The organism is Vibrio fluminensis, from assembly GCF_015278125.1.
Classification (GTDB): Bacteria; Pseudomonadota; Gammaproteobacteria; order Enterobacterales; family Vibrionaceae; genus Vibrio; species Vibrio fluminensis.
Genome location: NZ_JADILO010000020.1, coordinates 11888 through 35484, shown reverse-complemented (window position 1 = coordinate 35484; position 23597 = coordinate 11888). Strand labels below are relative to the sequence as shown.

24 protein-coding genes are annotated in these 23597 nt (G+C 45.9%); 21 read left to right on the top strand and 3 right to left on the bottom strand.

Annotation, left to right across the window (positions count from 1 at the left end):
* Positions 1-111: 111 nt before the first annotated feature.
* The 13 genes from gpt to pgpA all read left to right on the top strand — a co-directional run bounded on the left by gpt (position 112) and on the right by pgpA (position 11281).
* Complete coding sequence (gene gpt, locus IRQ95_RS13935; protein ID WP_194437501.1) at positions 112-576, top strand: xanthine phosphoribosyltransferase Tet(34); 465 nt, start codon at positions 112-114, stop codon at positions 574-576.
* Between the two features lie 151 nt (positions 577-727).
* Entirely contained in the window at positions 728-1975 is a 1248-nt protein-coding gene (frsA, locus tag IRQ95_RS13930; protein ID WP_194437500.1) for an esterase FrsA, read from the top strand.
* A gap of 83 nt (positions 1976-2058) precedes the next feature.
* Entirely contained in the window at positions 2059-2448 is a 390-nt protein-coding gene (gene crl / locus IRQ95_RS13925; RefSeq protein WP_194437499.1) for a sigma factor-binding protein Crl, read from the top strand.
* Positions 2449-2567: 119 nt separating this feature from the next.
* On the top strand, positions 2568-3707 hold the full coding sequence (proB, locus tag IRQ95_RS13920; RefSeq protein ID WP_194437498.1) for a glutamate 5-kinase: 1140 nt from the start codon (positions 2568-2570) through the stop codon (positions 3705-3707).
* 95 nt (positions 3708-3802) lie between these two features.
* Positions 3803-5053 (top strand): glutamate-5-semialdehyde dehydrogenase, encoded by a 1251-nt coding sequence (locus IRQ95_RS13915; protein WP_194437497.1) that lies wholly within the window; start codon positions 3803-3805, stop codon positions 5051-5053.
* Positions 5054-5208: 155 nt separating this feature from the next.
* Positions 5209-5658: a transcriptional regulator NrdR gene (nrdR, locus tag IRQ95_RS13910; RefSeq protein WP_075649526.1), complete on the top strand. Its 450-nt coding sequence runs from the start codon at positions 5209-5211 to the stop codon at positions 5656-5658.
* Between the two features lie 12 nt (positions 5659-5670).
* The gene (gene ribD, locus IRQ95_RS13905) at positions 5671-6777 is read left to right on the top strand and encodes a bifunctional diaminohydroxyphosphoribosylaminopyrimidine deaminase/5-amino-6-(5-phosphoribosylamino)uracil reductase RibD (protein WP_194437496.1); all 1107 of its coding nucleotides are present in this window, start codon (positions 5671-5673) and stop codon (positions 6775-6777) included.
* Positions 6778-6779: 2 nt separating this feature from the next.
* Positions 6780-7433 carry a riboflavin synthase gene (locus IRQ95_RS13900; protein WP_194437495.1) on the top strand — a complete coding sequence of 218 codons (654 nt, stop codon included), beginning with the start codon at positions 6780-6782 and terminating at the stop codon, positions 7431-7433.
* 89 nt (positions 7434-7522) lie between these two features.
* Positions 7523-8629 carry a bifunctional 3,4-dihydroxy-2-butanone-4-phosphate synthase/GTP cyclohydrolase II gene (ribBA, locus tag IRQ95_RS13895; RefSeq protein ID WP_194437494.1) on the top strand — a complete coding sequence of 369 codons (1107 nt, stop codon included), beginning with the start codon at positions 7523-7525 and terminating at the stop codon, positions 8627-8629.
* Between the two features lie 151 nt (positions 8630-8780).
* Positions 8781-9251, top strand: a complete 471-nt coding sequence (ribH, locus tag IRQ95_RS13890; protein ID WP_005592769.1) for a 6,7-dimethyl-8-ribityllumazine synthase — start codon at positions 8781-8783, stop codon at positions 9249-9251.
* Positions 9251-9718, top strand: a complete 468-nt coding sequence (gene nusB / locus IRQ95_RS13885) for a transcription antitermination factor NusB (RefSeq protein WP_194437493.1) — start codon at positions 9251-9253, stop codon at positions 9716-9718. Before ribH ends, nusB begins: the two co-directional genes overlap by 1 nt.
* A gap of 78 nt (positions 9719-9796) precedes the next feature.
* The gene (gene thiL, locus IRQ95_RS13880; RefSeq protein WP_194437492.1) at positions 9797-10768 is read left to right on the top strand and encodes a thiamine-phosphate kinase; all 972 of its coding nucleotides are present in this window, start codon (positions 9797-9799) and stop codon (positions 10766-10768) included.
* 9 nt (positions 10769-10777) lie between these two features.
* The gene (gene pgpA / locus IRQ95_RS13875) at positions 10778-11281 is read left to right on the top strand and encodes a phosphatidylglycerophosphatase A (RefSeq protein WP_194437491.1); all 504 of its coding nucleotides are present in this window, start codon (positions 10778-10780) and stop codon (positions 11279-11281) included.
* Between the two features lie 161 nt (positions 11282-11442).
* Here the strand turns inward: pgpA and IRQ95_RS13870 are convergent, their stop codons facing one another.
* The 3 genes from IRQ95_RS13870 to map form a co-directional block, all read right to left on the bottom strand.
* Positions 11443-11826, bottom strand: a complete 384-nt coding sequence (locus tag IRQ95_RS13870) for a DUF3461 family protein (protein WP_075649519.1) — start codon at positions 11824-11826, stop codon at positions 11443-11445.
* A gap of 131 nt (positions 11827-11957) precedes the next feature.
* Entirely contained in the window at positions 11958-14582 is a 2625-nt protein-coding gene (gene glnD / locus IRQ95_RS13865; protein ID WP_194437490.1) for a bifunctional uridylyltransferase/uridylyl-removing protein GlnD, read from the bottom strand.
* Positions 14583-14703: 121 nt separating this feature from the next.
* Positions 14704-15582 (bottom strand): type I methionyl aminopeptidase, encoded by an 879-nt coding sequence (gene map, locus IRQ95_RS13860; RefSeq protein ID WP_194437489.1) that lies wholly within the window; start codon positions 15580-15582, stop codon positions 14704-14706.
* Positions 15583-16018: 436 nt separating this feature from the next.
* On the opposite strand from map, the gene rpsB reads away from it, so the two are divergent.
* The 8 genes from rpsB (at position 16019) to rseP (ending at position 23581) form a co-directional block, all read left to right on the top strand.
* Entirely contained in the window at positions 16019-16747 is a 729-nt protein-coding gene (gene rpsB / locus IRQ95_RS13855) for a 30S ribosomal protein S2 (protein ID WP_194437488.1), read from the top strand.
* A 131-nt stretch (positions 16748-16878) separates the two neighbouring features.
* Positions 16879-17721: a translation elongation factor Ts gene (gene tsf, locus IRQ95_RS13850; RefSeq protein WP_194437487.1), complete on the top strand. Its 843-nt coding sequence runs from the start codon at positions 16879-16881 to the stop codon at positions 17719-17721.
* A 167-nt stretch (positions 17722-17888) separates the two neighbouring features.
* Positions 17889-18620, top strand: coding sequence for a UMP kinase (gene pyrH / locus IRQ95_RS13845; protein WP_194437486.1), 732 nt, complete (start codon positions 17889-17891; stop codon positions 18618-18620).
* An 89-nt stretch (positions 18621-18709) separates the two neighbouring features.
* Positions 18710-19267: a ribosome recycling factor gene (gene frr / locus IRQ95_RS13840; protein ID WP_075649513.1), complete on the top strand. Its 558-nt coding sequence runs from the start codon at positions 18710-18712 to the stop codon at positions 19265-19267.
* 93 nt (positions 19268-19360) lie between these two features.
* Positions 19361-20116, top strand: a complete 756-nt coding sequence (uppS, locus tag IRQ95_RS13835; protein WP_194437485.1) for a polyprenyl diphosphate synthase — start codon at positions 19361-19363, stop codon at positions 20114-20116.
* Positions 20117-20126: 10 nt separating this feature from the next.
* On the top strand, positions 20127-20972 hold the full coding sequence (locus tag IRQ95_RS13830; RefSeq protein ID WP_194437484.1) for a phosphatidate cytidylyltransferase: 846 nt from the start codon (positions 20127-20129) through the stop codon (positions 20970-20972).
* Positions 20973-21017: 45 nt separating this feature from the next.
* Positions 21018-22226 (top strand): 1-deoxy-D-xylulose-5-phosphate reductoisomerase, encoded by a 1209-nt coding sequence (gene ispC / locus IRQ95_RS13825; RefSeq protein ID WP_194437483.1) that lies wholly within the window; start codon positions 21018-21020, stop codon positions 22224-22226.
* Positions 22223-23581, top strand: coding sequence for a sigma E protease regulator RseP (rseP, locus tag IRQ95_RS13820; protein WP_194437482.1), 1359 nt, complete (start codon positions 22223-22225; stop codon positions 23579-23581). The genes ispC and rseP overlap by 4 nt, the downstream gene beginning before the upstream one ends.
* The last annotated feature ends 16 nt before the right edge of the window (positions 23582-23597 follow it).

Sequence of the window (23597 nt, the reverse complement as noted above, 5' to 3'; positions counted from 1 at the left end):
TCGTTTGCGCAGCTTGTCCCCATTCAACTGTGCGCACTCTGCTAGTTTCTGCATCGGAGCTCTCTTTGCGTAACAGGGGACGCAAGACTTTTAAATTATTAGGTTATTACAATGAGTAAAAAATTCATTATTACTTGGGACAACATGCAGAACTTCTGCCGTGAACTTGCTGAAAAACAAATGCCTGCAGAACAGTGGAAGGGTATTTGGGCGGTAAGTCGTGGTGGTCTAGTACCTGGTGCTATTCTTGCTCGTGAGCTTGGTATTCGTTACGTTGATACAATTTGTATCTCTAGCTATGACCACGATCATCAGCGTGATATGAGCGTACTAAAAGCGCCGGAAGGTGACGGTGAAGGTTACCTAATCGTAGAAGACCTAGTAGATAGCGGTGATACTGCACGTAAATTACGTGAAATGTACCCGAAAGCAAAACTCATTGCAGTATGTGCTAAGCCATCTGGTGCAGCGCTGCTTGACGATTACGTAGTCGATATTGCTCAAGACACTTGGATTGAGCAGCCATGGGATACTATCGTTCAATACGTTGAGCCAATTAATCGCAAGCAAAAATAGTGTTTGCATAATAGAAAGAATGACCCGCAAGGGTCATTTTTTTTATCTTTGTGTTGATAGAATAAGATGAAAAAGTGCTCTCGCTATTGCCTTATTTTCTAGGAGCTAATAGCTTTAAGGGGTTACAGACATCAAAGCTAGGTACCTACATATGTCAGAGACAGATAATAAGAATCTCTCAGAAACCCTATTTGTTAAGCACAAGCAGGCGAAAGAGACTTCCGAACTTACTCGTTACATGCCAACTAACCGTGTTTTACTTGATGAAATGCGTGAGAAAGATAACCGCAGTTGGTATCGCAACCTTCATCGCTTGCAGTGGACTTGGCAAGGAATTGATCCGATTGAAATGGAAGAAGTGTTAGCACGTATTGCTGGCTCTAACCATTCTCGCACTCATGATCAGTGGCTGGATACGGTGATGGGCTACCACAGTGGCAACTGGACTTATGAGTGGACCAAGTTGGGTATGCTGCATCAAAAGCGTGCTCATGACTTACAAGGCGAAGCGGTGGCGGATGAACTGTTTAATGCTTCATTGTGCTTTAGCATTGCAGGCTACCCCCATCTAAAAAATGACAATTTAGCGCTGCAAGCTCAGGTGCTTGCCAATAAAGCTTATCAAGAAGCTACAGAGAAGACTCGTTTTGTAGTTAAGCGCCTTGAAGTGCCATTTAAGAATAAAAAAGTCATCGCTCACTTGCATTTAACCAGTACCGAAAAGCCTCAACCTGTCGTGATGGTCAGTGCTGGGCTCGATTCATTGCAAAGTGATATGTGGCGTTTATTCCGCGATTACCTCGCGCCGAAAGGCATTGCAATGTTAACCGTCGATATGCCATCGATTGGTCATTCTAGCCATTGGCCTTTGACAGAAGATACCTCATGTATCCATCAGGCGGTATTGGACCATTTGCCTTCGGTTCCTTGGGTTGACCATTACCGTGTTGGTTTGATTGGCTTTCGTTTTGGCGGTAATGCCTTGGTGCGTTTGTCATTTATGGAGCAAACTAAGATTAAAGCGTGCGTTGCACTTGGTGCACCCATTCACGATATTCTCTCTTCACCAGATAAGCTAAAGCAGATGTCTAAAATGTACTTAGATCTCTTGGCGACACGTATTGGTAAAGATGTGGTTGATATTGGTAGCTTGTCGGCGCAAATGAGAGCATGGTCATTAAAAGCGCAGGGCATTCTAGGTAGCCGTAAAACACGAGTGCCTATTCTTGCATTGAGTCTCGAAGGAGACCCGGTTTCACCATTGAGTGATAATCAACTAGTGGCACTTTTCAGTGATTATGGTAGAGCAAAGAAAATCAGTTCCAAAACAATTACACAAGGATATGAGCAAGCGCTCGATTTGGCGATTAAATGGCTAGAAGATGAGTTAATGAGATGACTTCTCTACTAATTTGGTTAACAGTAAGATCAGACGCATAGGGTTTGTGTCTAACTAAAAAACTAAAACTACGGAGAGTCAACATGTCAAAAGTGACCAAGATTCCGACTCATTTTCGCTTGATAACCAGTCTGAGGGCATTAGGCCCGTATCTTAGAGAGTCGCAAAGCAAGGAAGGTTTTTATCTATTTGATTGTTTGGGCGTTTGTGTCAACGACAAAAAATCACCAGAAGAACGAGAGTTTTGGGGGTGGTGGCTAGAGCTCGAACAGCAAGACAATCATTTTGCTGCGCGGTATCGAATCGGCAAATACAACAAACTCGGTGAGTGGGTGGAAGAGTCACTGCCGAAAAGTGCGGTGGCTGACGTGAATCGTATTCAAAATAGCTTTCACCAATCTTTGTTGGAAATGCTAAAGAATGAGTATGAAATTGAGGTAACACTGCACAAAGAGTCAGTCGAATTTGTCTAATTGCTTCTGATAATCTTCATCGACTAGTAAAAAGGCGCCAATTGGCGCCTTTTCTGCTTGTTTAATTCGCTTTTGATTGATAAAACATCAGCTCTTGTTTTTTATTAATTCAATTTATCATGACAACGAATCAACAATGCGGAAAAGTTGCCCAACCACAAACTGTGGTTGTCAAACTTGGTACCAGTGTACTAACTGGCGGTACGCTACAACTAAACCGAGCTCATATGGTGGAGTTGGTACGTCAGTGTGCAGAGCTTAAAAAACTTGGCCACTCAGTGGTTATTGTAACGTCTGGCGCTATTGCGGCAGGTCGTGAGCACCTTGGCTACCCCGCACTGCCCAACGCGATGTCGAGCAAACAATTGCTTGCCGCTGTAGGTCAGAGTCAGTTGATTCAGACATGGGAATCTCTGTTTGCCATTTACGGCATGAAAATTGGTCAAATGCTATTAACGCGCGCAGATTTGAATGACCGTGAGCGTTTTCTTAATGCACGTGACACCATTAATGCCCTAATCGAGCATGAAATTATCCCTGTCGTGAATGAAAACGATGCCGTTGCAACCAACGAAATTAAAGTCGGCGATAACGATAACCTATCCGCTTTGGTCGGCATTTTATGTGGCGCTGATAAACTGTTGCTTTTAACGGACCAAAAAGGTTTGTTTACCGCAGACCCGCGTAAAGATCCAACCGCTGAACTGATTAAAGAAGTCAAAACCATTGATGACACGCTGCGTAAAATCGCAGGTGGCAGTGGCACGACTTTAGGCACCGGCGGTATGGCAACCAAACTGCAAGCGGCGGACATTGCACGCCGAGCTGGTATTGAAGTCATTATCGCCGCAGGTAGCGCGCCAAACGTAATTTTTGACTCTTTAGGTGATGAGCCTCAAGGGACGCGTTTCCTTCCTTGTGAAGAAGCGTTAGAAAACCGCAAGCGCTGGATTCTTGCGGGGCCAGCAGCAACGGGTGAGTTTATTATCGACCAAGGTGCCGTTAATGCGGTTATTGGTAAAGGCAGTAGCTTACTCGCGAAAGGCGTAATTAAAGTGAGCGGCGAGTTTAGTCGTGGTGATGTAGTGCGCATTAATGACCAAGCAGGCAAATTAGTTGCCCGTGGAATTTCGGCTTATTCAAGTAGTGATATGGATAAGATCCTTGGTCACCATAGTAAAGATATCTTAACCATTTTAGGTTATGACTATGGCTCAGAAGTGATGCACCGCGACAACATGGTCGTGATTCAAGAATAATAGATTTTCATCCTAACCACCTTAAATGAGTAATGGTGACGGTAGTTCGAGCGCCGGCGCGAGTTTTAAGTGGTAAAGGACAGTAAGGAAGTGACGTGGATTTAACTAATATGGGTAAAGCAGCAAAGGATGCTGCTTTCGTACTAGCGACAGCCTCGACTGCGCAGAAAAACCAAGCATTAGCAATTATCGCTGACGAGCTAGAAGCGAATTCAGCAGCGATTTTGGCTGCTAACGAAAAAGACATCGAATTAGGCCGTCAAGCGGGTCTGACCGACGCACTGCTTGATCGTTTACTACTCAATGAAGCACGTTTAGCGGGTATTGCTAACGATGTGCGTAATGTAATTAGCCTTAATGATCCTGTTGGCAGCGAAATCGATAGTAAAGTGCTGGAAAACGGCATGTCATTGTCTCGACGCCGCGTGCCACTTGGCGTGGTTGGCGTCATCTACGAAGCGCGTCCTAACGTGACGATTGATATTGCCGCTCTGTGTTTGAAAACCGGTAATGCGAGTATTTTACGTGGTGGCAAAGAGACTTTCTTCTCTAATATGGAGCTGGTGAAGGTCATTCAAGTGGCGTTGGATAAAGCAGGCCTACCTGCAGCGTCTGTACAGTACATTGAAAAGCCAGATCGTGAATTAGTTTCGCAATTACTTAAACTCGATGACTATGTGGATATGATCATCCCACGAGGTGGTGCTGGCCTGCACAAAATGTGTAAAGAGAACAGCACCATCCCGGTGATTATTGGTGGCTTTGGTATCAGTCATATCTTTGTTGATCAAACAGCTGATCTGGTTAAATCACTTGATGTGGTTGAAAACGCGAAGGCGCAACGTCCTTCGGCGTGTAATGCTTTGGATACTTTGCTGGTGGATGAAAAAGTCGCGGCTGAGTTCTTACCTATGTTGGCAGAGCGTTTAAACGGTAAAGTCGCGTTAGTCGCTGAGCCAAAAGCGAAAGCGTTGTTGGGCAATGCTCAAGATCTGCGTGATGCGGTTGAAGGTGATTTTGATACCGAATGGTTAAGCTACACTTTAGGTGTGAAAGTTGTGGCAGATGTGGCAGAAGCGATCGACCATATGCGTGTGCACAATGCCAGCCACTCTGATGCCATTATGACCAATAGCTTAGAAAATGCAGAGCGCTTTATTAACTCTGTTGGCTCGGCAGCCGTGTATGTAAATGCGTCAACCCGTTTTACCGATGGCGCGCAATTTGGCCTCGGTGCTGAAGTGGCTGTATCGACGCAAAAATTGCATGCTCGTGGTCCAATGGGCTTAGAAGAGTTGACCAGCTATAAGTGGGTGGGTAAAGCCAACTACTTGGCGCGCAGTTAAACGCGGCTCATATTAGACGCTGCAAGATTGTCGCAGCCGCCGCAACTATTTGGGGTAATATGCGAAATATGCAGTGAAAAGGGGCTATCAAGCCCCTTTTTCTTTTCTTCAAGTTGCTAATTCCGCTACACTACTGGCATTGATATGGAGGTAATATGCATTGTCCTTTTTGCTCCGAGACCGATACTAAAGTTATCGACTCTCGATTAGTGGCTGATGGCCATCAAGTGCGCCGTCGTAGACAGTGCTTGGCGTGTAGCGAGCGTTTTACGACATTTGAAACCGCTGAGCTAGTCATGCCTCGCGTAATAAAATCCAATGGTAATCGCGAACCATTTAATGAAGATAAAATGGTCGGCGGACTGCAACGTGCGTTAGAAAAACGTCCGGTTAGTGCAGATGCTGTTGAGCTTGCAATTAGCATGATCAAATCTAAATTGCGTGCGACAGGTGAACGTGAAGTTCCAAGTGAAATGGTCGGCAACTTAGTGATGGAGCAACTTAAAGAGCTCGATAAAGTCGCTTATATCCGTTTTGCTTCGGTTTACCGCAGTTTTGAAGATATTCGCGAGTTTGGCGAAGAAATCGCGAAACTCGAAGATTAAGTAGGTGTAATTATGGCTGAATTCAGTGCTCAAGATCACGCCATGATGCTGCGCGCAATCAAACTTGCACAGCGCGGTACTTATACCACCGCACCGAACCCTAATGTGGGGTGCGTGATCACTCAGGGCGATGAGATTGTCGGTGAGGGTTATCACGCCAAAGCCGGAGAACCTCATGCCGAAGTTCATGCTTTGCGTATGGCTGGAGCGCGCGCTCAAGGTGCGACGGCCTATGTAACCTTAGAGCCATGCTCTCACTATGGTCGAACCCCGCCTTGTGCTGAAGGGTTAATTAAAGCCAAAGTGGCGCGAGTAGTCTGTGCGATGCAAGATCCTAACCCGCAGGTTGCCGGGCGAGGTATCGGAATGCTGCGTGACGCCGGCATTGAAGTTCAGGTCGGTTTGTTAGAAGCTGACGCTCGCGCGTTAAATCCAGCGTTTCTGAAACGTATGGAAACGGGTAAGCCATTTGTGCAACTTAAAATGGCTGCCAGTCTCGATGGACAAACGGCTTTGGCAAACGGTCAAAGTCAATGGATTACCTCTCCTCAAGCTCGCCAAGATGTGCAGCGACTGCGTGCTAAGTCTGGGGCTATTCTCTCTACTAGCAAAACGGTTATTGATGATAACGCTTCTCTGAATGTGCGTTGGAATGACTTACCGCCTTCGGTTCAAGCTAACTACCAACCAGAGTCAGTACGCCAACCACTGCGTGTGATTTTAGACCGCCAAAATCGATTGCATCCTGAGCTTAAACTGTTTCACTCTGAAGGAGAGATTTTGCGCGTTGGTGAGCATGGTGACGTGATTGCTAAGCTTGATGAACAGGGGCAAATTGACCTGCGACACTTAGTGACAGCCTTAGCGAGCGAGCACAATATTAACCACTTATGGGTCGAGGCTGGAGCAACGTTGGCAAGCTCAATGATTAAGCTTGGCTTAGTTGATGAACTGGTCCTCTATTTAGCGCCTAAACTGATGGGAAGTGATGGCCGTGGCTTGATCGGAATGCTCGGTTTGACGGCAATGTCACAAGTTATCGATTTAGACATTAAAGACGTTACTCAAGTCGGTCCTGATATTCGTATCATTGCGAAACCAATCTATAAAGAACAATAGTTATGTTTACTGGAATAGTAGAAGCAGTTGGTACGCTAACTGCCATTACGCCAAAAGGCGAAGATATTAGCGTTACTGTTGATAGCGGTAAACTTGATATGCGTGATGTTAAGCTTGGCGATAGCATTGCAACCAATGGTGTATGTCTAACGGTGGTGGCTTATAACGATCATAGTTACACGGCTGATTTATCGCTAGAAACATTGAATAAAACGGGTTTTAGCCAATATCAAGTTGGTGGAAAAGTGAATCTTGAAAAAGCGATGTTACCAACCACGCGTTTTGGTGGACACATTGTTTCAGGTCACGTCGATGGTGTTGGTGAGATTGTCGAACGCAATCAAGTTGGCCGTGCGATTGAATTTTGGGTTGAGATGCCAGAAGAGATCAGTAAGTACGTAGCAGAAAAAGGTTCAATTACCGTCGATGGTATTAGTCTAACGGTGAACGCATTGCGTAAAAATGCTTTTAAACTCACCATCGTGCCACACACTGGCGAAGAGACGACGATTGCTGACTTCCATGTTGGACGCAAAGTGAATTTGGAAGTCGATGTTTTAGCTCGTTATATGGAACGACTGTTGACCAGTCAGCAACCCCAAGCGGCAGAGTCACGCATCACGATGGAATTTTTACAACAAAATGGCTTTGCTTGATGGCAAATAAGGCACAATGCCTTTAAGTGTGCTCTTACATATGCCCTTGATTCGCTAGAAACAAAACCTGTCAGAAATAGGAATGGAAAATGCCAATTAGTACGCCTCAAGAAATTATCGAAGATATTCGTTTAGGAAAAATGGTTATCCTGATGGATGACGAAGATCGTGAGAACGAAGGCGACCTTATTATGGCCGCAGAGCATATTACGCCAGAAGCGATTAACTTTATGGCGACTCACGGAAGAGGTTTGATCTGTCTGACAATGACGCGAGCACGTTGTGAAAACCTTGGTTTACCGCCAATGGTACAAGACAACAATGCGCAATATACCACTAACTTTACCGTGTCGATTGAAGCTGCTGAAGGCGTGACCACTGGTATTTCTGCTGCGGACCGTGCTCGTACAGTGCAAGCAGCCGTCGCTCCAAATGCAAAAGCGGCAGACTTGGTTCAACCTGGACATATCTTTCCGTTGGCAGCGCAAGAGGGTGGTGTATTAACCCGTGCGGGCCATACTGAAGCTGGTTGTGATTTGGCGCGTTTAGCGGGTTTAGAGCCTGCGTCTGTGATTGTTGAAATTCTTAACGATGACGGCACGATGGCGCGTCGCCCTGATCTGGAAGTGTTTGCCGAAAAACATGGTTTGAAATTGGGCACCATTGCGGACTTGATTGAGTACCGCAACAATACTGAAACGACCATCGAGCGAGTGGCAGAGTGTAAGCTGCCAACGGAATTTGGTGAGTTCAATTTGGTGACCTACCGCGATACCATCGATAACCAAGTGCATTATGCGCTGTGTAAAGAGAGTGCAGAACAAGCGCCATTAGTGCGCGTGCACCTGCAAGATACTTTCACAGACTTGCTGCGCAGTGACCGCAATGCTGAGCGCAGTTGGACGCTTGATAAAGCGATGAAGCGCATTGGTCAAGACGGTGGTGTGTTAGTGATCCTTGGCAATGAAGAGCCGACAGACTTACTGATTCACCGTGTCAAAATGTTTGAAGCGCAAGATCAAGGCAACGCTCCAACATTGGCGAAAAAACAGGGTACATCACGCAGAGTGGGTGTTGGCTCACAAATCTTAGCGGATCTTGGTGTGCATGATATGCGCCTATTGTCCTCTACCAACAAGCGCTACCATGCGCTGGGTGGTTTTGGTTTGAATGTCGTTGAGTATGTAACCGAGTAATCGAGTCTGTTATTTATCAACTAATTAAGCGAGGTGTCGATGGCGTCTCGCTTTTTCGTTTTCTATATGTAAAAACCTATTAGATATTGCTCACAGTTTTGTGCTAGAATCCGGCGATTCTCACTTGATGAACATAGTTAAAGGAAGGCTTATGAAAGTGATCGAGGGTGGCTTCCCAGCGCCAAACGCAAAAATTGCTATCGTTATTTCTCGTTTCAACAGTTTTATTAACGAAAGTCTATTGTCTGGTGCAATCGATACTTTAAAGCGTCATGGACAAGTAAGCGAAGACAACATCACTGTTGTTCGTTGTCCTGGTGCGGTTGAACTGCCTCTTGTAGCTCAACGTGTAGCGAAAACAGGTAAGTACGACGCGATTGTATCTCTAGGTACAGTTATTCGTGGCGGTACTCCACACTTTGACTATGTTTGTAGTGAATGTAACAAAGGTCTTGCACAAGTTTCTCTGGAGTTTAGCCTTCCAGTAGCATTTGGCGTATTGACCGTTGATACGATTGACCAAGCAATTGAGCGCGCAGGAACCAAGGCTGGTAATAAAGGTGCAGAGGCTGCACTAAGCGCACTTGAGATGATTAACGTTCTTTCAGAAATTGATTCCTAATGGGGGCCAGTGTGAAACCAGCCGCACGTCGTAATGCACGTCGATTCGCTCTACAAGCGATCTACTCTTGGCAAATTACTAAAGACAATGTTGCCACAATTGAAGAGCAGTTTTTATCAGGTGGTAAGTATGATGAGGAAGAGCATCACGCATCAGAACCTGCACTAACTGCGCCAGACACTGACGTTGCTTACTTCCGTGACCTTCTAACAGGTGTTGTGCTAAGTCACACAGAGCTAGATTGTAAGATTCGTCCATACACTTCACGTCCAATGCAAGATTTGGATTTGATGGAGCTTGCGCTGCTGCGTCTTGCTATGTATGAGATGACTCGTCGTGAAGACGTTCCTTACAAAGTGGTTATCAACGAAGCGATCGAACTTGCTAAAGTGTTCGCTGCGGAAGACAGCCACAAATTCGTGAACGGTGTACTAGATAAAGCAGCACCGCACGTACGTAAGAAATAATCGATTTAAAACTAAAAAGGTCAGCATTCGCTGACCTTTTTTATATACTACAGCCTAACTCCATCATTTCTCTATCCTATGTCTGGCGAATTCAATCTGATCGAAAAATATTTTGTTGGTCGACAAACACAACGCAGCGATGTGGTGTTGGCGGCCGGTGATGACTGCGCATTAGTCAGCGCTCCGACAGGTTCCTTAATTGCAATTAGTACCGATACGCTTGTTGCGGGAACGCATTTCTTATCTTCGGCTAATCCGGCTTGGGTTGCGCACAAGGCGCTAGCATCTAATATCAGTGATTTGGCCGCAATGGGAGCGACGCCTGCATGGGTCTCTTTTGCTTTAACCATGCCTGATGTGGACGAAGCTTGGCTTGCCCCTTTCTGTGATAGCTTTTTCGCACTTGCTGACCAATATGGTATTCAGCTTATTGGGGGGGATACCACCAAAGGACCGCTCAGTTTGACTTTAACGGTGCAAGGTTTGATCCCACAAGGCGCTGCGTTGCAACGTAGTGGTGCGAAGCCGGGCGATGGTGTCTATGTCACGGGGTGGCTTGGCGACAGTAAAGCGGGGCTGGATGTGGTACTGGAGCCGGTACATTTAACTCAACCTTGTGCTAATGAGCTGCAACAACGTCACTATTTATCGACGCCTAGAATCCAAGTTGGTGAGGCACTAAGAGGCATCGCTAGTGCGGCAATTGATATTTCTGATGGTGTTATTTCCGATTTAGGTCATATACTTAAGCGCTCTGGTGTTGGGGCTCAATTACAAGTGGAACAACTACCGCTCTCGCCGCAGCTATTGGCGTTTGTGGGGAGTGAGCAACAAGCGCAGCAATACGCACTCTCAAGTGGCGAAGAGTATGAGCTCTGTTTTACTGCCCCGGAAGACCAGCAGCAGACGATGTGGCGTGCATTGAGTGATATAGATTGTTTGATCACGCGTATCGGCACAATTAACGATAGCGGTGAGTTAACTTTGACTCAACATGGTCAAGAGCTTACGTGGCAACTCCATGGCTACGATCATTTCAAAACCAATTAAGAGCGAATTATGACAAACCCTCTTTCTCTGATCTCTTTAAAGAACCCTTGGCATTTACTTGCTACTGGTTTTGGTAGTGGCCTTTCTCCTGTCGTACCGGGCACCATGGGGACTTTGGCTGCGATTCCTTTCTATTTGTTGTTGGTTCAATTGCCATTAAGTGGTTATTTGCTGGCGGTGCTGGTGGCGTGTGTGGTTGGTGTGAAGATCTGCCAAGTCACTTCTGATGATATGGGCGTGCATGACCACGGCTCGATTGTTTGGGATGAGTTTGCTGGCTTTTGGATCACCATGGCAGTCGTGCCGATGTTCCAACTTTCCGCGACAGATTGGAAATGGCTACTAACAGGCTTTATCTTGTTTCGCTTTTTCGACATGGTAAAACCGTGGCCAATTGGGTGGTTAGATAAACGTATCCACGGCGGCCTAGGCATTATGATTGACGACATCGTAGCGGGTGTGATGGCGGGTGTTGCGCTTTACTTAGTCGGCAAATACGCGGGTTGGATGTAATCTCATGGATTTTGGAACGCATGGCATTGCCATGCTTCGGGAGCGCTCAGCATAATGCGCTTCGCTTACGGAACGCTAACGCTTATGGAATGGCTTCAACTCCGTAGCGCAGCGTTCCCTCATCCGTAACAAAGCGATGTCATCGCTTTGTGTTCCCAGACTTACTTCAGCTTCTCCAAATCTGCCTCTATCTCGGCAATTTTGCTCGACACCACCTTTTCTAAATGACGTAAGTCAGACAGAATTTTCTGTTTTACGTCCACTTCGGCGCTTTTTTCTGGTTTCGTGAGTTTATTGAGTTCATCAATCACTAGGGTGAGATTGCGGTTGATTTCGGTGACTTCTTTATACTTGTGACTGCCACTGTCAACCAGTACGTTTTTAATTTGGCGCGGGTATTTGTATTTAACGCTTTTGGCGAAGAGCTCGCCTTTTTGTTTGCGGAAATAGATTTTGAGTACGTCTTTGTGGGCTTCTTGACGCAAAGAATAGCGCTCAATCTGTTTGGGATCTTGTATGCCTAGACCCGTTAAGTGTGGAAACATAGGCTACCTCATTAATCGTGAGTTTGGCGACCTAAGCTTGGCTTAGGTGAAATTGAACACTTTTAATGTAGCAGCCTATTTGAGCCCGATATAGTTGAACTGTCTATATTTTTATCAATTTGCGGATAAGATCAGTTTGGAGCCAGTTCGGCAACATTGGCGATCAAACACTCGCGCAGTGCCAACTCTTCTTCTTCACTCAGTTTTCCGCCCTCTGCACCGGTAATGATAAAAAAGTCTTCTGCACGCTCACCAATCGTGGTGATTTTCGCCGCATGAAGGTTAATGTTTAAATCGGCAAAGGTTGCCCCGACGGTCGCAAGCAGTCCGGGGGTATCGAGGGCAACAAACTCCAAGGTAGTGCGCTTTTTACTCTTACTTGGTAGAAAGTCGACGGTGGTTTTGACCTTAAAGTGCTGTAAGTTGCGTGGAGCACGTCGAGTGCGGATCTTGGTTGGGCGCCCATCGGCTAACACATGTACAAGATGTTTCTCTACGGCTTTATGGCGACCTTCTTCAACTGGGTTGCCATGTTGGTCGAGCACCATAAAGGTATCGAGTACATAGCCATCTTTACTGGTCATGACCTGAGCGTCATGGACGTTAAAGTTGCGTCGGTCTAGCTCGGCAACGACCGTGGCGAATATTCCTTTTTGGTCTTTGGTGTAAACAAACACTTCGGTGCCACCGCGGGTCGGTTTTTTACTGATCAGTACCAAAGGTTGGGTTGGATCATCATGACGCAGTAAGTTACTACAATGCCAAGCGATCTGTTTATGGGTGTGACGTAAGAAATAGTCGGCTTTAAAGCGTTGCCAAATCAGCTCAATCTCACGGCTACTAAATCCTTCTTTACGCAGCTGAGCCGACGCCATTTGTTGGTTATGACGAATACGCTCGCGTACATCAACCGGGTTCTCTAAACCGCGACGTAGCGCTCTTTGCGTGGAGTAAAACAGTTCAGCGAGTAGGGTGCGTTTCCAGCTGTTCCACAGCTCTGGGTTAGTCGCACAAATATCGGCCACGGTTAAGCAGACCAAGTATTCCAGGTACTCTTCATCGCGTACCTGTTTAGCAAATTCGGCAATCACATCTGGGTCATAAATATCGCGGCGTTGAGCAGTGACTGACATCAAGAGGTGATTGCGCACCAACCAAGAAACTAAGTTGGATTCTGGCGTTGATAAACCATGTTCACGGCAGAACGCATAGGCTTCTTCGGCCCCAATCACTGAGTGGTCGCCACCACGACCTTTGCCAATGTCATGGAAAATAGCCGCAATGATCAGCAGCTCTTTTTTCTGAATACGGGGATACACTTCACAGCAGATCGGGTGCTTGTTGTGGTTCTTCGCATAGCTAAACGTATTGATGTGTTTAAGCAATCGTACGCTATGCTCGTCCACGGTATAGACGTGGAATAGGTCGAACTGCATTTGCCCGACGATTTGGCTCCACTGCGGCAGGTAGGCCGCTAATACTCCGAGCTTATGCATTAAACCAAAGGCATTGTGCAGTGCATTTGGGTGGCGGCAAAGCTCTAAGAATTTTTCACGCGCTTCAGGGATGGTATGCAGAAATCTATTAAAACGGCGACGCGCGGTACGCAGTTGGCGTAGTGTGGGCGGTGAGACGCCTTCGATGGTGGAATCATTAGCGATATGTAAGAACATATCTAAAATCGTTTCTGGGCGTGCTTGGAACAATGCAGGTTTGCGTGCTTCTATCAAGCTGCCTCTGCGCTGGAAGTCCTCACTGATGACTTGCACTGAGCTTTCTACGCCACGATTTAAGATCACTTGCCCAAATAGCTTAAGCAGCATTTTGTTGAGTTCTGCTACACGTCGTAAGGTGCGATAGAACTCTTTCATCATCATTTCGACACCGCGATTGCCTTCACCGACAAAACCCAGTGTTTCAGCGACAGGGGGCTGATGGGCAAAGGTGAGACGGTTGTCATAGCGACGCAGTTCAATGTGCAAAGCAAATCGTACTCGCCAAAGAAACTCTTGGCACTCAACGAGCTCTCGATATTCGGCATCCGTTAAAAAACCGTAGCGGCTCATCTCGAACAACGACGTGGCACCAAAGTGACGACGAGCGACCCAGCTCAAGGTATGAATATCGCGTAGACCTCCAGGGGTAGATTTGATGTCTGGTTCTAGATTGTAGGTGGTATCGTGATAACGCGCGTGGCGCTGAGTTTGCTCTTGAACTTTGGCTTTGTAAAAGACCTCACTAGGCCAGAACGACTCGGAATGTACAATCATTTTGAGTTGGTGGAAGGTCTCTTCACACCCTGTGAGCAATCGCGACTCTTGCAGGTTAGTCGCAACGGTCAGATCTTTACTACCAATCTCCCCACACTCATCGACGGTGCGCACCGCATGACCGATTTCTAAGCGCAAGTCCCACAGTAAAGTGATGAACTCACTCACTTTGGCGCCCAGTGCATCAGGCAGTGTCTTTTTCGATAGCACTAAGATATCAATGTCTGAAAGAGGGTGAAGTTCCCCTCGGCCATAACCACCGACTGCCACTAAGCTAATGTGCGGCAGTTGCGAAAATCCATAGTATTGCCATAGTCGGGTGAGCAGTAGGTCGGTGTAATCAGAGCGGCCGAGTACTAAGTCACTGACTGGATGATGGTTCTTAAACTCTTGCTTTTGATAGTCGGCAAATTGTTCTAACTGCGATTTGAGTTCGCTAACATTAATTTGCTCGTCACTGAAGGTGAGTGGCGATTGAAAAGGCATAGGGCTATCCGTGCTTTGTGGGGCTAGTTAATTTTAACCGCTAGATAAAAGATTGACTGGTTCCACTTTATCAAATCATATGGCACATAAAAATATCCCCGCAGAAGCGGGGATAAGATAATTAGGCGTTTTTCATAAAACGAGGAATCGTGTCATCGCTACGCAGTGTTAACACTTCACAGCCATCTTTAGTGACAACAATGGTGTGCTCGTATTGCGCTGACTTCTTACCGTCACCAGTGTAGACCGTCCAGTCATCTTCAGCGTCGACTGTACAACCAAACTTACCTGCGTTGATCATTGGTTCGATAGTGAAGCACATGCCTTCTTTGAATTGGCGGCGGTCGCTGTTACGGTAATGAACCACTTGTGGTTCCTCGTGGAACTCGTTACCAATACCGTGACCACAGAAGTCCTTCACAATTGAAAACTTATTGCGAGGGTTGTTCTTGTTATTGGTCTTGATGTATTTCTCTATTGCTGTACCGATATCACCGACTGTTGCGCCTGGCTTAACTTGACGCATACCTACGTATAGGGCTTCTTGCGTGACCATGCATAGGCGTTTGTCTTCTGGTGAAACATCGCCAACAAAGAACATTTTAGATGTATCGCCGTGATAACCAGCAGGTCGAACACTTAGGTCTGCGTTTTCATCGTCAGGGACAATTACAGTGATATCTACGTTGATAATGTCACCGTCTTTCAGTACCGCTGGCTTCATTTGACCATTAGCGCCCATTTCATCTTGTGTCGCAGGAATGCCGTGACAAACGATATGGTTGATCGAAGTACAAATTGATTTAGGAAAACCATGGTAATCGAGTGGAGCTGAGTAAGCGCCTTTCTCTAGAGCAAAATCGTGACAAATTTGGTTTAGTTCATCTGTCGTTACCCCAGCTTTAATGTGAGGTTCGATCATTTCTAGAACTTCGGCAGCTAAGCTACCTGCTAGGCGCATACGTTCGACTTCTTCAGCCGTTTTAATCTTGATTGACATTGGCTTTTCTCTACTTTCTCTACAGCACATAAATGTGCGAATTAACGCATTTTAACAGGAAGAGGCGTTATACCCAAGTAGCTTGCGCGGGGATGGCTCTATCGGTGAATTGACTTTGCTATTATGGCGAGGGTTTAACTCAATTTCTAAACCATTAAGTAATGAAGTCAGGCTCTTCAGGGCGAGAATCATGCGAAATAGCAATAGTGGCGTTGGGATTTTTTACTAGCCAATTAGGGGCTAAATGTGATATAAAGCGCGCCGGAAACATTGTCTGTTCTCTTCGACTCAATTAGATGTTCGGCGAAGCTGACAAATTCCACTAAACATTTATCTTTAAATCACACACATTCCGACACATATTCCGGGGTGCTGAGCAAAAGCTTAGTCGGAATCATGGGGGATGTGGAGGCCTAACCCCATAGAGGATTTTAAAATGGCAACTGTATCAATGCGCGATATGCTGAAAGCTGGTGTTCACTTCGGTCACCAAACTCGTTACTGGAACCCAAAAATGAAGCCATTCATCTTTGGTGCTCGTAACCGCGTTCACATCATCAACCTAGAAAAAACTGTACCAATGTTCAACGAAGCTCTAGCTGAACTAGCTAAAGTTGGCGAGAAGAAAGGTAAAGTTCTATTCGTAGGTACTAAACGCGCTGCATCTGAAGCTGTTAAAGAAGCTGCTATCGCAAGCAACCAGTACTACGTTAACAACCGCTGGTTAGGCGGTATGCTAACGAACTACAAAACTGTTCGTCAGTCTATCAAGCGTCTAAAAGATCTTGAAGCACAGTCTCAAGACGGTACTTTTGATAAACTAACTAAGAAAGAAGCTCTAATGCGCACTCGTGAAATGGAGAAGCTAGAGAAATCTCTTGGTGGTATCAAAGATATGGGTGGTCTACCTGACGCTCTATTCGTAATCGACGCTGACCACGAGCACATTGCGATTAAAGAAGCTAACAACCTAGGTATTCCAGTATACGCTGTAGTAGATACTAACTCTAACCCAGACGGCGTAGACTACATCATCCCAGGTAACGACGACGCAATCCGCGCAGTACAACTATACCTAAATGCTGTAGCTTCTGCAGTAACTGAAGGTCGCAACAAAGACGTTGCTGTTGTAGCTGAAAAAGACGGTTTCGTAGAAGCTGAATAATAGCGGCTCCGAGTCTTACTTAGCTCATGTGTAACTTAATTGTTGCATTCGCTGAGTTATAGTTATCATCAGGGGCCGACAATGTAGGCCCCTGATTTTTACCCTATCGAGAATCAACCGAGGAATACAGAATGGCTGTTACTGCTGCTCAAGTAAAAGAACTGCGCGAACGTACTGGCGCAGGTATGATGGAATGTAAGAAGGCGCTTGTTGAAACTAACGGCGACATCGAACTAGCAATCGAAAACATGCGTAAATCAGGTGCTGCTAAAGCTGCTAAGAAAGCAGGTAACGTAGCTGCTGAAGGCGCGATCATCATCAAAGACGCAGACGGCGTAGCTGTTCTTCTTGAAGTTAACTGTCAAACTGACTTCGTTGCTAAAGACGGCAACTTCACTGCATTCGCAGAGAAAGTAGCAGAAGAAGCACTAGCTTCTAAAGCTTCAGTTGAAGAGCTAATTGCTAAGTTTGAAGAAGAGCGTGTAGCTCTAGTTGCTAAGATCGGCGAAAACGTTGCTATCCGTCGCGTACAGTACCTTGAAGGCGCTGCTATCGCTACTTACCGTCACGGTGAGAAAATCGGTGTAGTTGTTGCTGGTGAAGGCGACGCAGAAACTCTTAAGCACGTTGCAATGCACGTTGCTGCATCACGTCCAGAATACGTTAACCCAACTGACGTACCAGCTGACGTAGTTGCTAAAGAGCGTGAAGTTCAAGTTGAAATCGCGATGAACGAAGGTAAGCCTAAAGAAATCGCTGAGAAGATGGTTGAAGGTCGCATGAAGAAATTCACTGGCGAAGTTTCACTAACTGGTCAGCCTTTCGTTATGGAACCTAAGAAGTCTGTTGGCGAAATCCTAAAAGAGCGCGGTGCATCAGTTTCTAACTTCGTTCGCCTAGAAGTAGGTGAAGGTATCGAGAAAGCTGAAGGCCTAAGCTTCGCTGAAGAAGTAGCTCTAGCTCAAAAAGGTTAATCCTTAGAGACGCTGAGATATCTAGACCGTAGCCATGGCTGCGGTCTTTTTATGATCAGCCAGCGATTTTTAATCGTGATGAATTGGTATTGATAGATGGCAAATCATTTATTTAGTATTCATTCATGACTGTTAATTAATAACTCTCTTTTTGGAAGGTAAAATCCATGACTACGAACCCTAAACCAGCATATCAACGTATCTTATTAAAACTGAGTGGTGAAGCACTTCAAGGCTCAGAAGGTTTTGGTATTGATCCTGCAATTCTTGACCGTATGGCGCAGGAAGTAAAAGAGCTGGTAGAACTAGGTGTTCAAGTTGGTGTGGTAATTGGCGGCGGTAACCTATTCCGTGGTGCAGGTCTTGCTGAAGCAGGCATGAACCGTGTAGTGGGTGACCACATGGGTATGCTAGCTACTGTAATGAATGGCCTAGCAATGCGTGACGCGCTACACCGCGCTTACGTAAATGCACGTGTAATGTCTGCGATTCCACTAAAAGGTGTGTGTGACGATTACAACTGGGCTGATGCAATTCGCGAACTACGTCAAGGTCGCGTTGTTATCTTCTCAGCAGGTACTGGTAACCCATTCTTTACAACTGACTCAGCTGCGTGCCTACGCGGTATCGAAATCGAAGCTGACGTAGTTCTAAAAGCGACGAAAGTTGATGGCGTATTTACTGCTGACCCAGTAGCAAACCCAGACGCAGAGCTGTATGATACGCTTAGCTACGCTGAAATTCTTGATAAAGAACTAAAAGTGATGGATTTAGCAGCATTTACACTTGCTCGCGACCACAAAATGCCAATCCGCGTATTCAATATGAACAAACCAGGTGCGCTACGTCGCGTGGTTATGGGTGAGGCTGAAGGTACTTTGATTACCGATAAAGCTTAATCTGTAAAGTCGCTATTTAGAAAGGTAGCGACTTATCGAATAGCCCTGTTAAAATTTCTTTGAGAAAGAAGAATTATTAAGGTGAAACCGTGATTAACGAAATCAAAAAAGACGCGCAAGAGCGCATGGAAAAGAGTGTTGAAGCTCTAAAGAACAACCTTTCTAAAGTTCGTACGGGTCGCGCACACCCAAGCCTACTATCTGGTCTATCTGTAGAGTATTACGGTGCACCAACGCCTCTTAACCAAGTGGCTAACGTAGTAGCGGAAGATGCTCGTACTCTAGCAATCACTGTTTTCGACCGCGAACTAACGCAAAAAGTTGAAAAAGCGATCATGCAATCAGACCTAGGCTTAAACCCTATGTCTGCAGGTACTATCATCCGCGTTCCACTTCCACCACTAACGGAAGAACGCCGTAAAGATCTAGTTAAGATCGTACGTGGTGAAGCAGAAGGCGCGCGTGTTGCAGTACGTAACATTCGTCGTGATGCAAACAGCGATCTTAAAGCGCTTCTAAAAGATAAAGAAATCTCTGAAGACGAAGAGCGTAAAGGCCAAGACGAAATCCAAAAACTAACAGACGTTGCTGTTAAGAATGTGGATGACGTACTAGCGGCAAAAGAAAAAGAGTTGATGGAAGTTTAATTCTTCAACCTCCTTCAAAAAAAAGCACTGCGCTCTGCGCGCAGTGCTTTTTTATGCTACTCTTTGACCCCTGCTAGTTACCTAGATATCTCTATGCAAAATTCACAACTCTCACCTGAACTGCTTCCCAAACATATCGCTATCATTATGGATGGCAATGGCCGCTGGGCTAAAGCGCAAGGCAAACCTCGCGTATTTGGTCATAAAAATGGTGTTTCTGCGGTACGCAAAACCATTTCTACTGCCGCTCGATTGGGTATTAAAGCCGTTACCTTATTCGCATTCAGCAGCGAAAACTGGCGTCGCCCAGAAGAAGAGGTGGGTGTATTGATGGAACTGTTTATTACCGTTCTATCTACCGAAGTAAAACGACTGCATAAAAATGGTCTTCGTCTTCGCGTTATTGGCGATACCAGCCGTTTTAATCAACGTTTACAGCAAAAAATTGCTCAGGCTGAAGAGTTAACCGCTGGCAATAGCGGTATGGTCATTAATATTGCTGCCAACTATGGCGGTAAATGGGATATTACTGAAGCGACCAAACAGATTGCACGACAAGTGCAGCAAGGTGAGCTAAACGTAGACCAAATTAACGAATCTCTTATTACTCAGCATCTGACGATGTCAGATCTGCCAGAAGTTGACTTACTTATTCGCACCAGTGGCGAATGTCGCATTAGTAATTTCATGCTTTGGCAACTTGCTTACGCTGAAATGTATTTCACCCCTATTTATTGGCCTGAATTTAACGAGGATAGCTTAATTGAAGCTGTTACTTGGTTTATCGAACGTGAACGTCGTTTCGGGTGCACTGGCGAGCAAGTTAGAGCACTGATGGAATGCCAATAAGGACTCAAGTTTGAAACAACGAATTATCACCGCGCTTATCCTGGCTCCATTAGTGATTTTGGCGATTTTTAAGCTTTCTCTACCTCTTTTTATCGCTCTAATTGCTGGTGTTACTCTGATTGGTTTTTGGGAATGGACCCAGTTTGTCGAAACCAATAACCGTATTCTCGCTCTATTGCCTAGTTTGGTGGTGACGGGGTTGAGCTTCGCATTAATTCCTTTTGATGCATACAGTTTGAATCATCTCTCTATTAGTCATTATGCCGTGCTTAGCGCGGGCTTTATCTGGTGGCTATTCTCAAGTGCTCTAGCAGTTACTTACCCTAAATCTGCCTCTCTATGGCAAGGCTCTAAACTACTTCGTCATCTATTTGGCATCCTTACTATGCTGCCATTTTTATGGAGTATCGTGATGTTGCGCGCTGAAGGGGTACTTACCGACCCATATCATGGCGCAAAATTAGTGCTCTATGTTTGCTTTATTGTTTGGGCTGCAGATAGCGGTGCTTACTTTGCAGGGAAGAGTCTAGGTAAACGTAAGATGGCGCCTCACGTAAGTCCAAATAAAACCATTGAAGGTCTGATTGGCGGTTTAATTACTTCACTGCTGGTCGGTTGGGCTACTGCTGAATGGTTTGATATCGAGTTTGCAAGTGTTGCTGCTTTTATCGGAATTACATTAGTTACTGTGGTTATTTCTGTATTGGGCGATTTAGTCGAAAGTATGTTTAAACGCGTATCTGGCATTAAAGACAGCAGCAATATTATTCCAGGGCATGGTGGCGTGCTCGACCGCGTAGACAGCTTAACCGCTGCATTCCCTGTATTTGCGCTCCTTTATTTCTTATTCTCTTAAGAAGGGCGAGGCTTGTCTCGCTCTCTTAACTATCGGTTCTTCGCTATGCGTAATTTAACAATTCTTGGTGCAACCGGCTCCATTGGTGCTAGCACATTGAAGGTTATTGAAAACAATCCTGAACACTTTCGACTCGTAGCCTTAGTTGCTGGTCAAAACGTCGAAAAAATGGCTCAGCTGTGTGTTAAATGGCAGCCTAAATATGCGGTGATGGCTGATGAGCAATCCGCTAAGGCATTGGCCAACATCCTTAGCTCTTCGGGTTTAAAGATCGAGGTTTCTGCGGGCGTTGAGGCGATGTGTCATGTGTCGTCGATGAGTGAGATTGATACGGTAATGGCCGCGATTGTCGGTGCTGCTGGCCTCATGCCAACCATGGCTGCGGTTCAAGCGGGGAAACGTGTATTGTTGGCAAACAAAGAAGCCTTGGTGATGTCTGGCCAGCTTTTTGTTGATGCGGTTAAGCAAAGTGGGGCTGAGCTGCTTCCTGTTGATAGCGAGCATAATGCGATTTTCCAGTGCTTACCAAGCGAGATTCAAACTAACCTTGGCCATTGTGATCTTGCCGAATACGGCATTGAGCATATTTTGTTGACGGGTTCAGGTGGCCCTTTCCGTTACTCTAATCTTGATGATCTTGAGCATGTGACTCCAGAGCAGGCGATAGCCCATCCCAACTGGTCGATGGGGCCAAAAATCTCGGTAGATTCGGCCACCATGATGAACAAAGGTTTGGAATACATCGAAGCGAAGTGGTTGTTTAACGCCAGCCGTGAGCAGATGAAGGTGGTGATTCATCCTCAATCAGTCATTCATTCAATGGTGCAGTACAAAGATGGTTCCACATTAGCGCAGTTGGGGGAACCCGATATGGCGACGCCTATCGCGCTAACTCTGTCATACCCTGAGCGTGTTACAGCTGGCGTGAAACCTCTCGATTTTACCAAAGTGGGTGAGTTGACCTTCCTTGAGCCTGACTTTAAGCGCTACCCTTGTTTGAAGTTGGCGATTGATGCTTGTTACATTGGCCAGCATGCAACGACGGCGCTAAATGCCGCAAATGAAATCGCGGTCGAGGCCTTTTTAAATTGCAAGATCCCGTTTACCCATATTGCGCGCGTCAATAATTGGGTAACCGAAAGGATTTGTTCGATGAATGCTCAGCTAAATTGTGATAGCTTGGAGAGCATCTTAGAGGTTGATAGAATAGCGCGATCTCTTGCAACGAACTTTATTAGTGGACGCAGAGCATGACTGGCATCTTATGGAACTTTATCTCGTTTATCGTTGCCCTAGGTATTTTGGTTGCGGTACATGAGTTTGGGCACTTCTGGGTTGCACGACGCTGTGGCGTGAAGGTTGAGCGTTTCTCGATTGGTTTTGGTAAATCAATTTGGCGTAAAGTGGGTAAAGACGGAACGGAGTACACCATCTCGATGATCCCACTTGGTGGCTACGTTAAGATGCTGGATAGCCGTGTTGACGACGTACCACAAGAGATGCAGCAATTTGCGTTTGATAAAAAGTCTCTATGGAAACGTTCCGCGATTGTCGCGGCAGGTCCAGTATTTAACTTCTTGTTTGCGATTTTTGCTTATTGGTTGGTTTTTCTTATTGGCGTGCCAGCCGTTAAGCCGGTTGTGGGTGACATTCAACCTCAATCGATAGCCGCTCAGGCAGGTTTAGAGTCTGGAATGGAACTAAAAGCGATTTCCGGCGTCAAAACCGCGGATTGGGAATCGGTGAACATGCAGTTAGTGTCGCACATTGGTGAAGAGACACTGACGATGACCGTTGTCCCAAGCGACAGTATCGGCATGGAACAGCAGGTTACTTTAGCGCTTGACGGTTGGAAATTTGATCCAGACAGTCAGTCGGCAATGTCTGCCCTTGGTTTTAGGCCTTATACCCCAGAAATCTCAACCACACTCGCAAGTATTTCTGAGGGCGGTGCAGGTGAGACTGCGGGTTTAATGTCTGGTGATAAAATCGTTGCGATTAATGGACAAGCAATCAATCAGTGGCAACAGTTGGTTGAAGTCGTTAGAGGTAATCCGAATAATCCGCTCGATGTTGAAGTGATGCGTGGCGAGCAACGATTGAGTCTGAACTTAGTTCCCCAAAGTAAAGCACTCAAAGATGGCACAACGATTGGCTTTGCTGGAATCGCTCCTGAAGTCGCAGAATGGCCTGAAAATTATCGCTTCGACTTACAATTTGGTGTATTTGAGTCTATCGGCAAAGCGATAGATAAAACGGGGCAAGTGATTGAACTGACCATTACTATGTTGAAAAAACTAGTAGTGGGCGATGTGGGATTAAATAACTTAAGTGGACCGATTACGATTGCTAAGGGCGCCGGTACGACTGCTGATTATGGGTTAGTGTACTTTTTGGGCTTTTTAGCTTTAATCAGTGTCAATTTAGGCATCATTAACTTGGTTCCATTACCGATGCTAGATGGCGGACACTTATTGTTCTTTGCGATTGAAGCAATTATTCGACGTCCTGTACCAGAAAAAGTGCAGGAGATGGGCTACCGATTCGGTGGTGCAATTGTATTTGCCCTAATGGCCGTGGCGATTTTTAACGACTTTGCGCGCTTATAACGTGGATGAAGGTTGT

Coding starts and splice junctions, on each gene's coding strand:
- gpt (WP_194437501.1), top strand. CDS start 112: ATGAGTAAAAAATTCATTATTACTTGGGACAACATGCAGAACTTCTGC.
- crl (WP_194437499.1), top strand. CDS start 2,059: ATGTCAAAAGTGACCAAGATTCCGACTCATTTTCGCTTGATAACCAGT.
- frsA (WP_194437500.1), top strand. CDS start 728: ATGTCAGAGACAGATAATAAGAATCTCTCAGAAACCCTATTTGTTAAG.
- pyrH (WP_194437486.1), top strand. CDS start 17,889: ATGACTACGAACCCTAAACCAGCATATCAACGTATCTTATTAAAACTG.
- glnD (WP_194437490.1), bottom strand. CDS start 14,582: ATGCCTTTTCAATCGCCACTCACCTTCAGTGACGAGCAAATTAATGTT.
- ribD (WP_194437496.1), top strand. CDS start 5,671: ATGGCTGAATTCAGTGCTCAAGATCACGCCATGATGCTGCGCGCAATC.
- ribBA (WP_194437494.1), top strand. CDS start 7,523: ATGCCAATTAGTACGCCTCAAGAAATTATCGAAGATATTCGTTTAGGA.
- IRQ95_RS13870 (WP_075649519.1), bottom strand. CDS start 11,826: ATGTTTCCACACTTAACGGGTCTAGGCATACAAGATCCCAAACAGATT.
- pgpA (WP_194437491.1), top strand. CDS start 10,778: ATGACAAACCCTCTTTCTCTGATCTCTTTAAAGAACCCTTGGCATTTA.
- rseP (WP_194437482.1), top strand. CDS start 22,223: ATGACTGGCATCTTATGGAACTTTATCTCGTTTATCGTTGCCCTAGGT.
- map (WP_194437489.1), bottom strand. CDS start 15,582: ATGTCAATCAAGATTAAAACGGCTGAAGAAGTCGAACGTATGCGCCTA.
- ribH (WP_005592769.1), top strand. CDS start 8,781: ATGAAAGTGATCGAGGGTGGCTTCCCAGCGCCAAACGCAAAAATTGCT.
- nusB (WP_194437493.1), top strand. CDS start 9,251: ATGGGGGCCAGTGTGAAACCAGCCGCACGTCGTAATGCACGTCGATTC.
- tsf (WP_194437487.1), top strand. CDS start 16,879: ATGGCTGTTACTGCTGCTCAAGTAAAAGAACTGCGCGAACGTACTGGC.
- uppS (WP_194437485.1), top strand. CDS start 19,361: ATGCAAAATTCACAACTCTCACCTGAACTGCTTCCCAAACATATCGCT.
- proB (WP_194437498.1), top strand. CDS start 2,568: ATGACAACGAATCAACAATGCGGAAAAGTTGCCCAACCACAAACTGTG.
- nrdR (WP_075649526.1), top strand. CDS start 5,209: ATGCATTGTCCTTTTTGCTCCGAGACCGATACTAAAGTTATCGACTCT.
- ispC (WP_194437483.1), top strand. CDS start 21,018: ATGCGTAATTTAACAATTCTTGGTGCAACCGGCTCCATTGGTGCTAGC.
- rpsB (WP_194437488.1), top strand. CDS start 16,019: ATGGCAACTGTATCAATGCGCGATATGCTGAAAGCTGGTGTTCACTTC.
- IRQ95_RS13900 (WP_194437495.1), top strand. CDS start 6,780: ATGTTTACTGGAATAGTAGAAGCAGTTGGTACGCTAACTGCCATTACG.
- thiL (WP_194437492.1), top strand. CDS start 9,797: ATGTCTGGCGAATTCAATCTGATCGAAAAATATTTTGTTGGTCGACAA.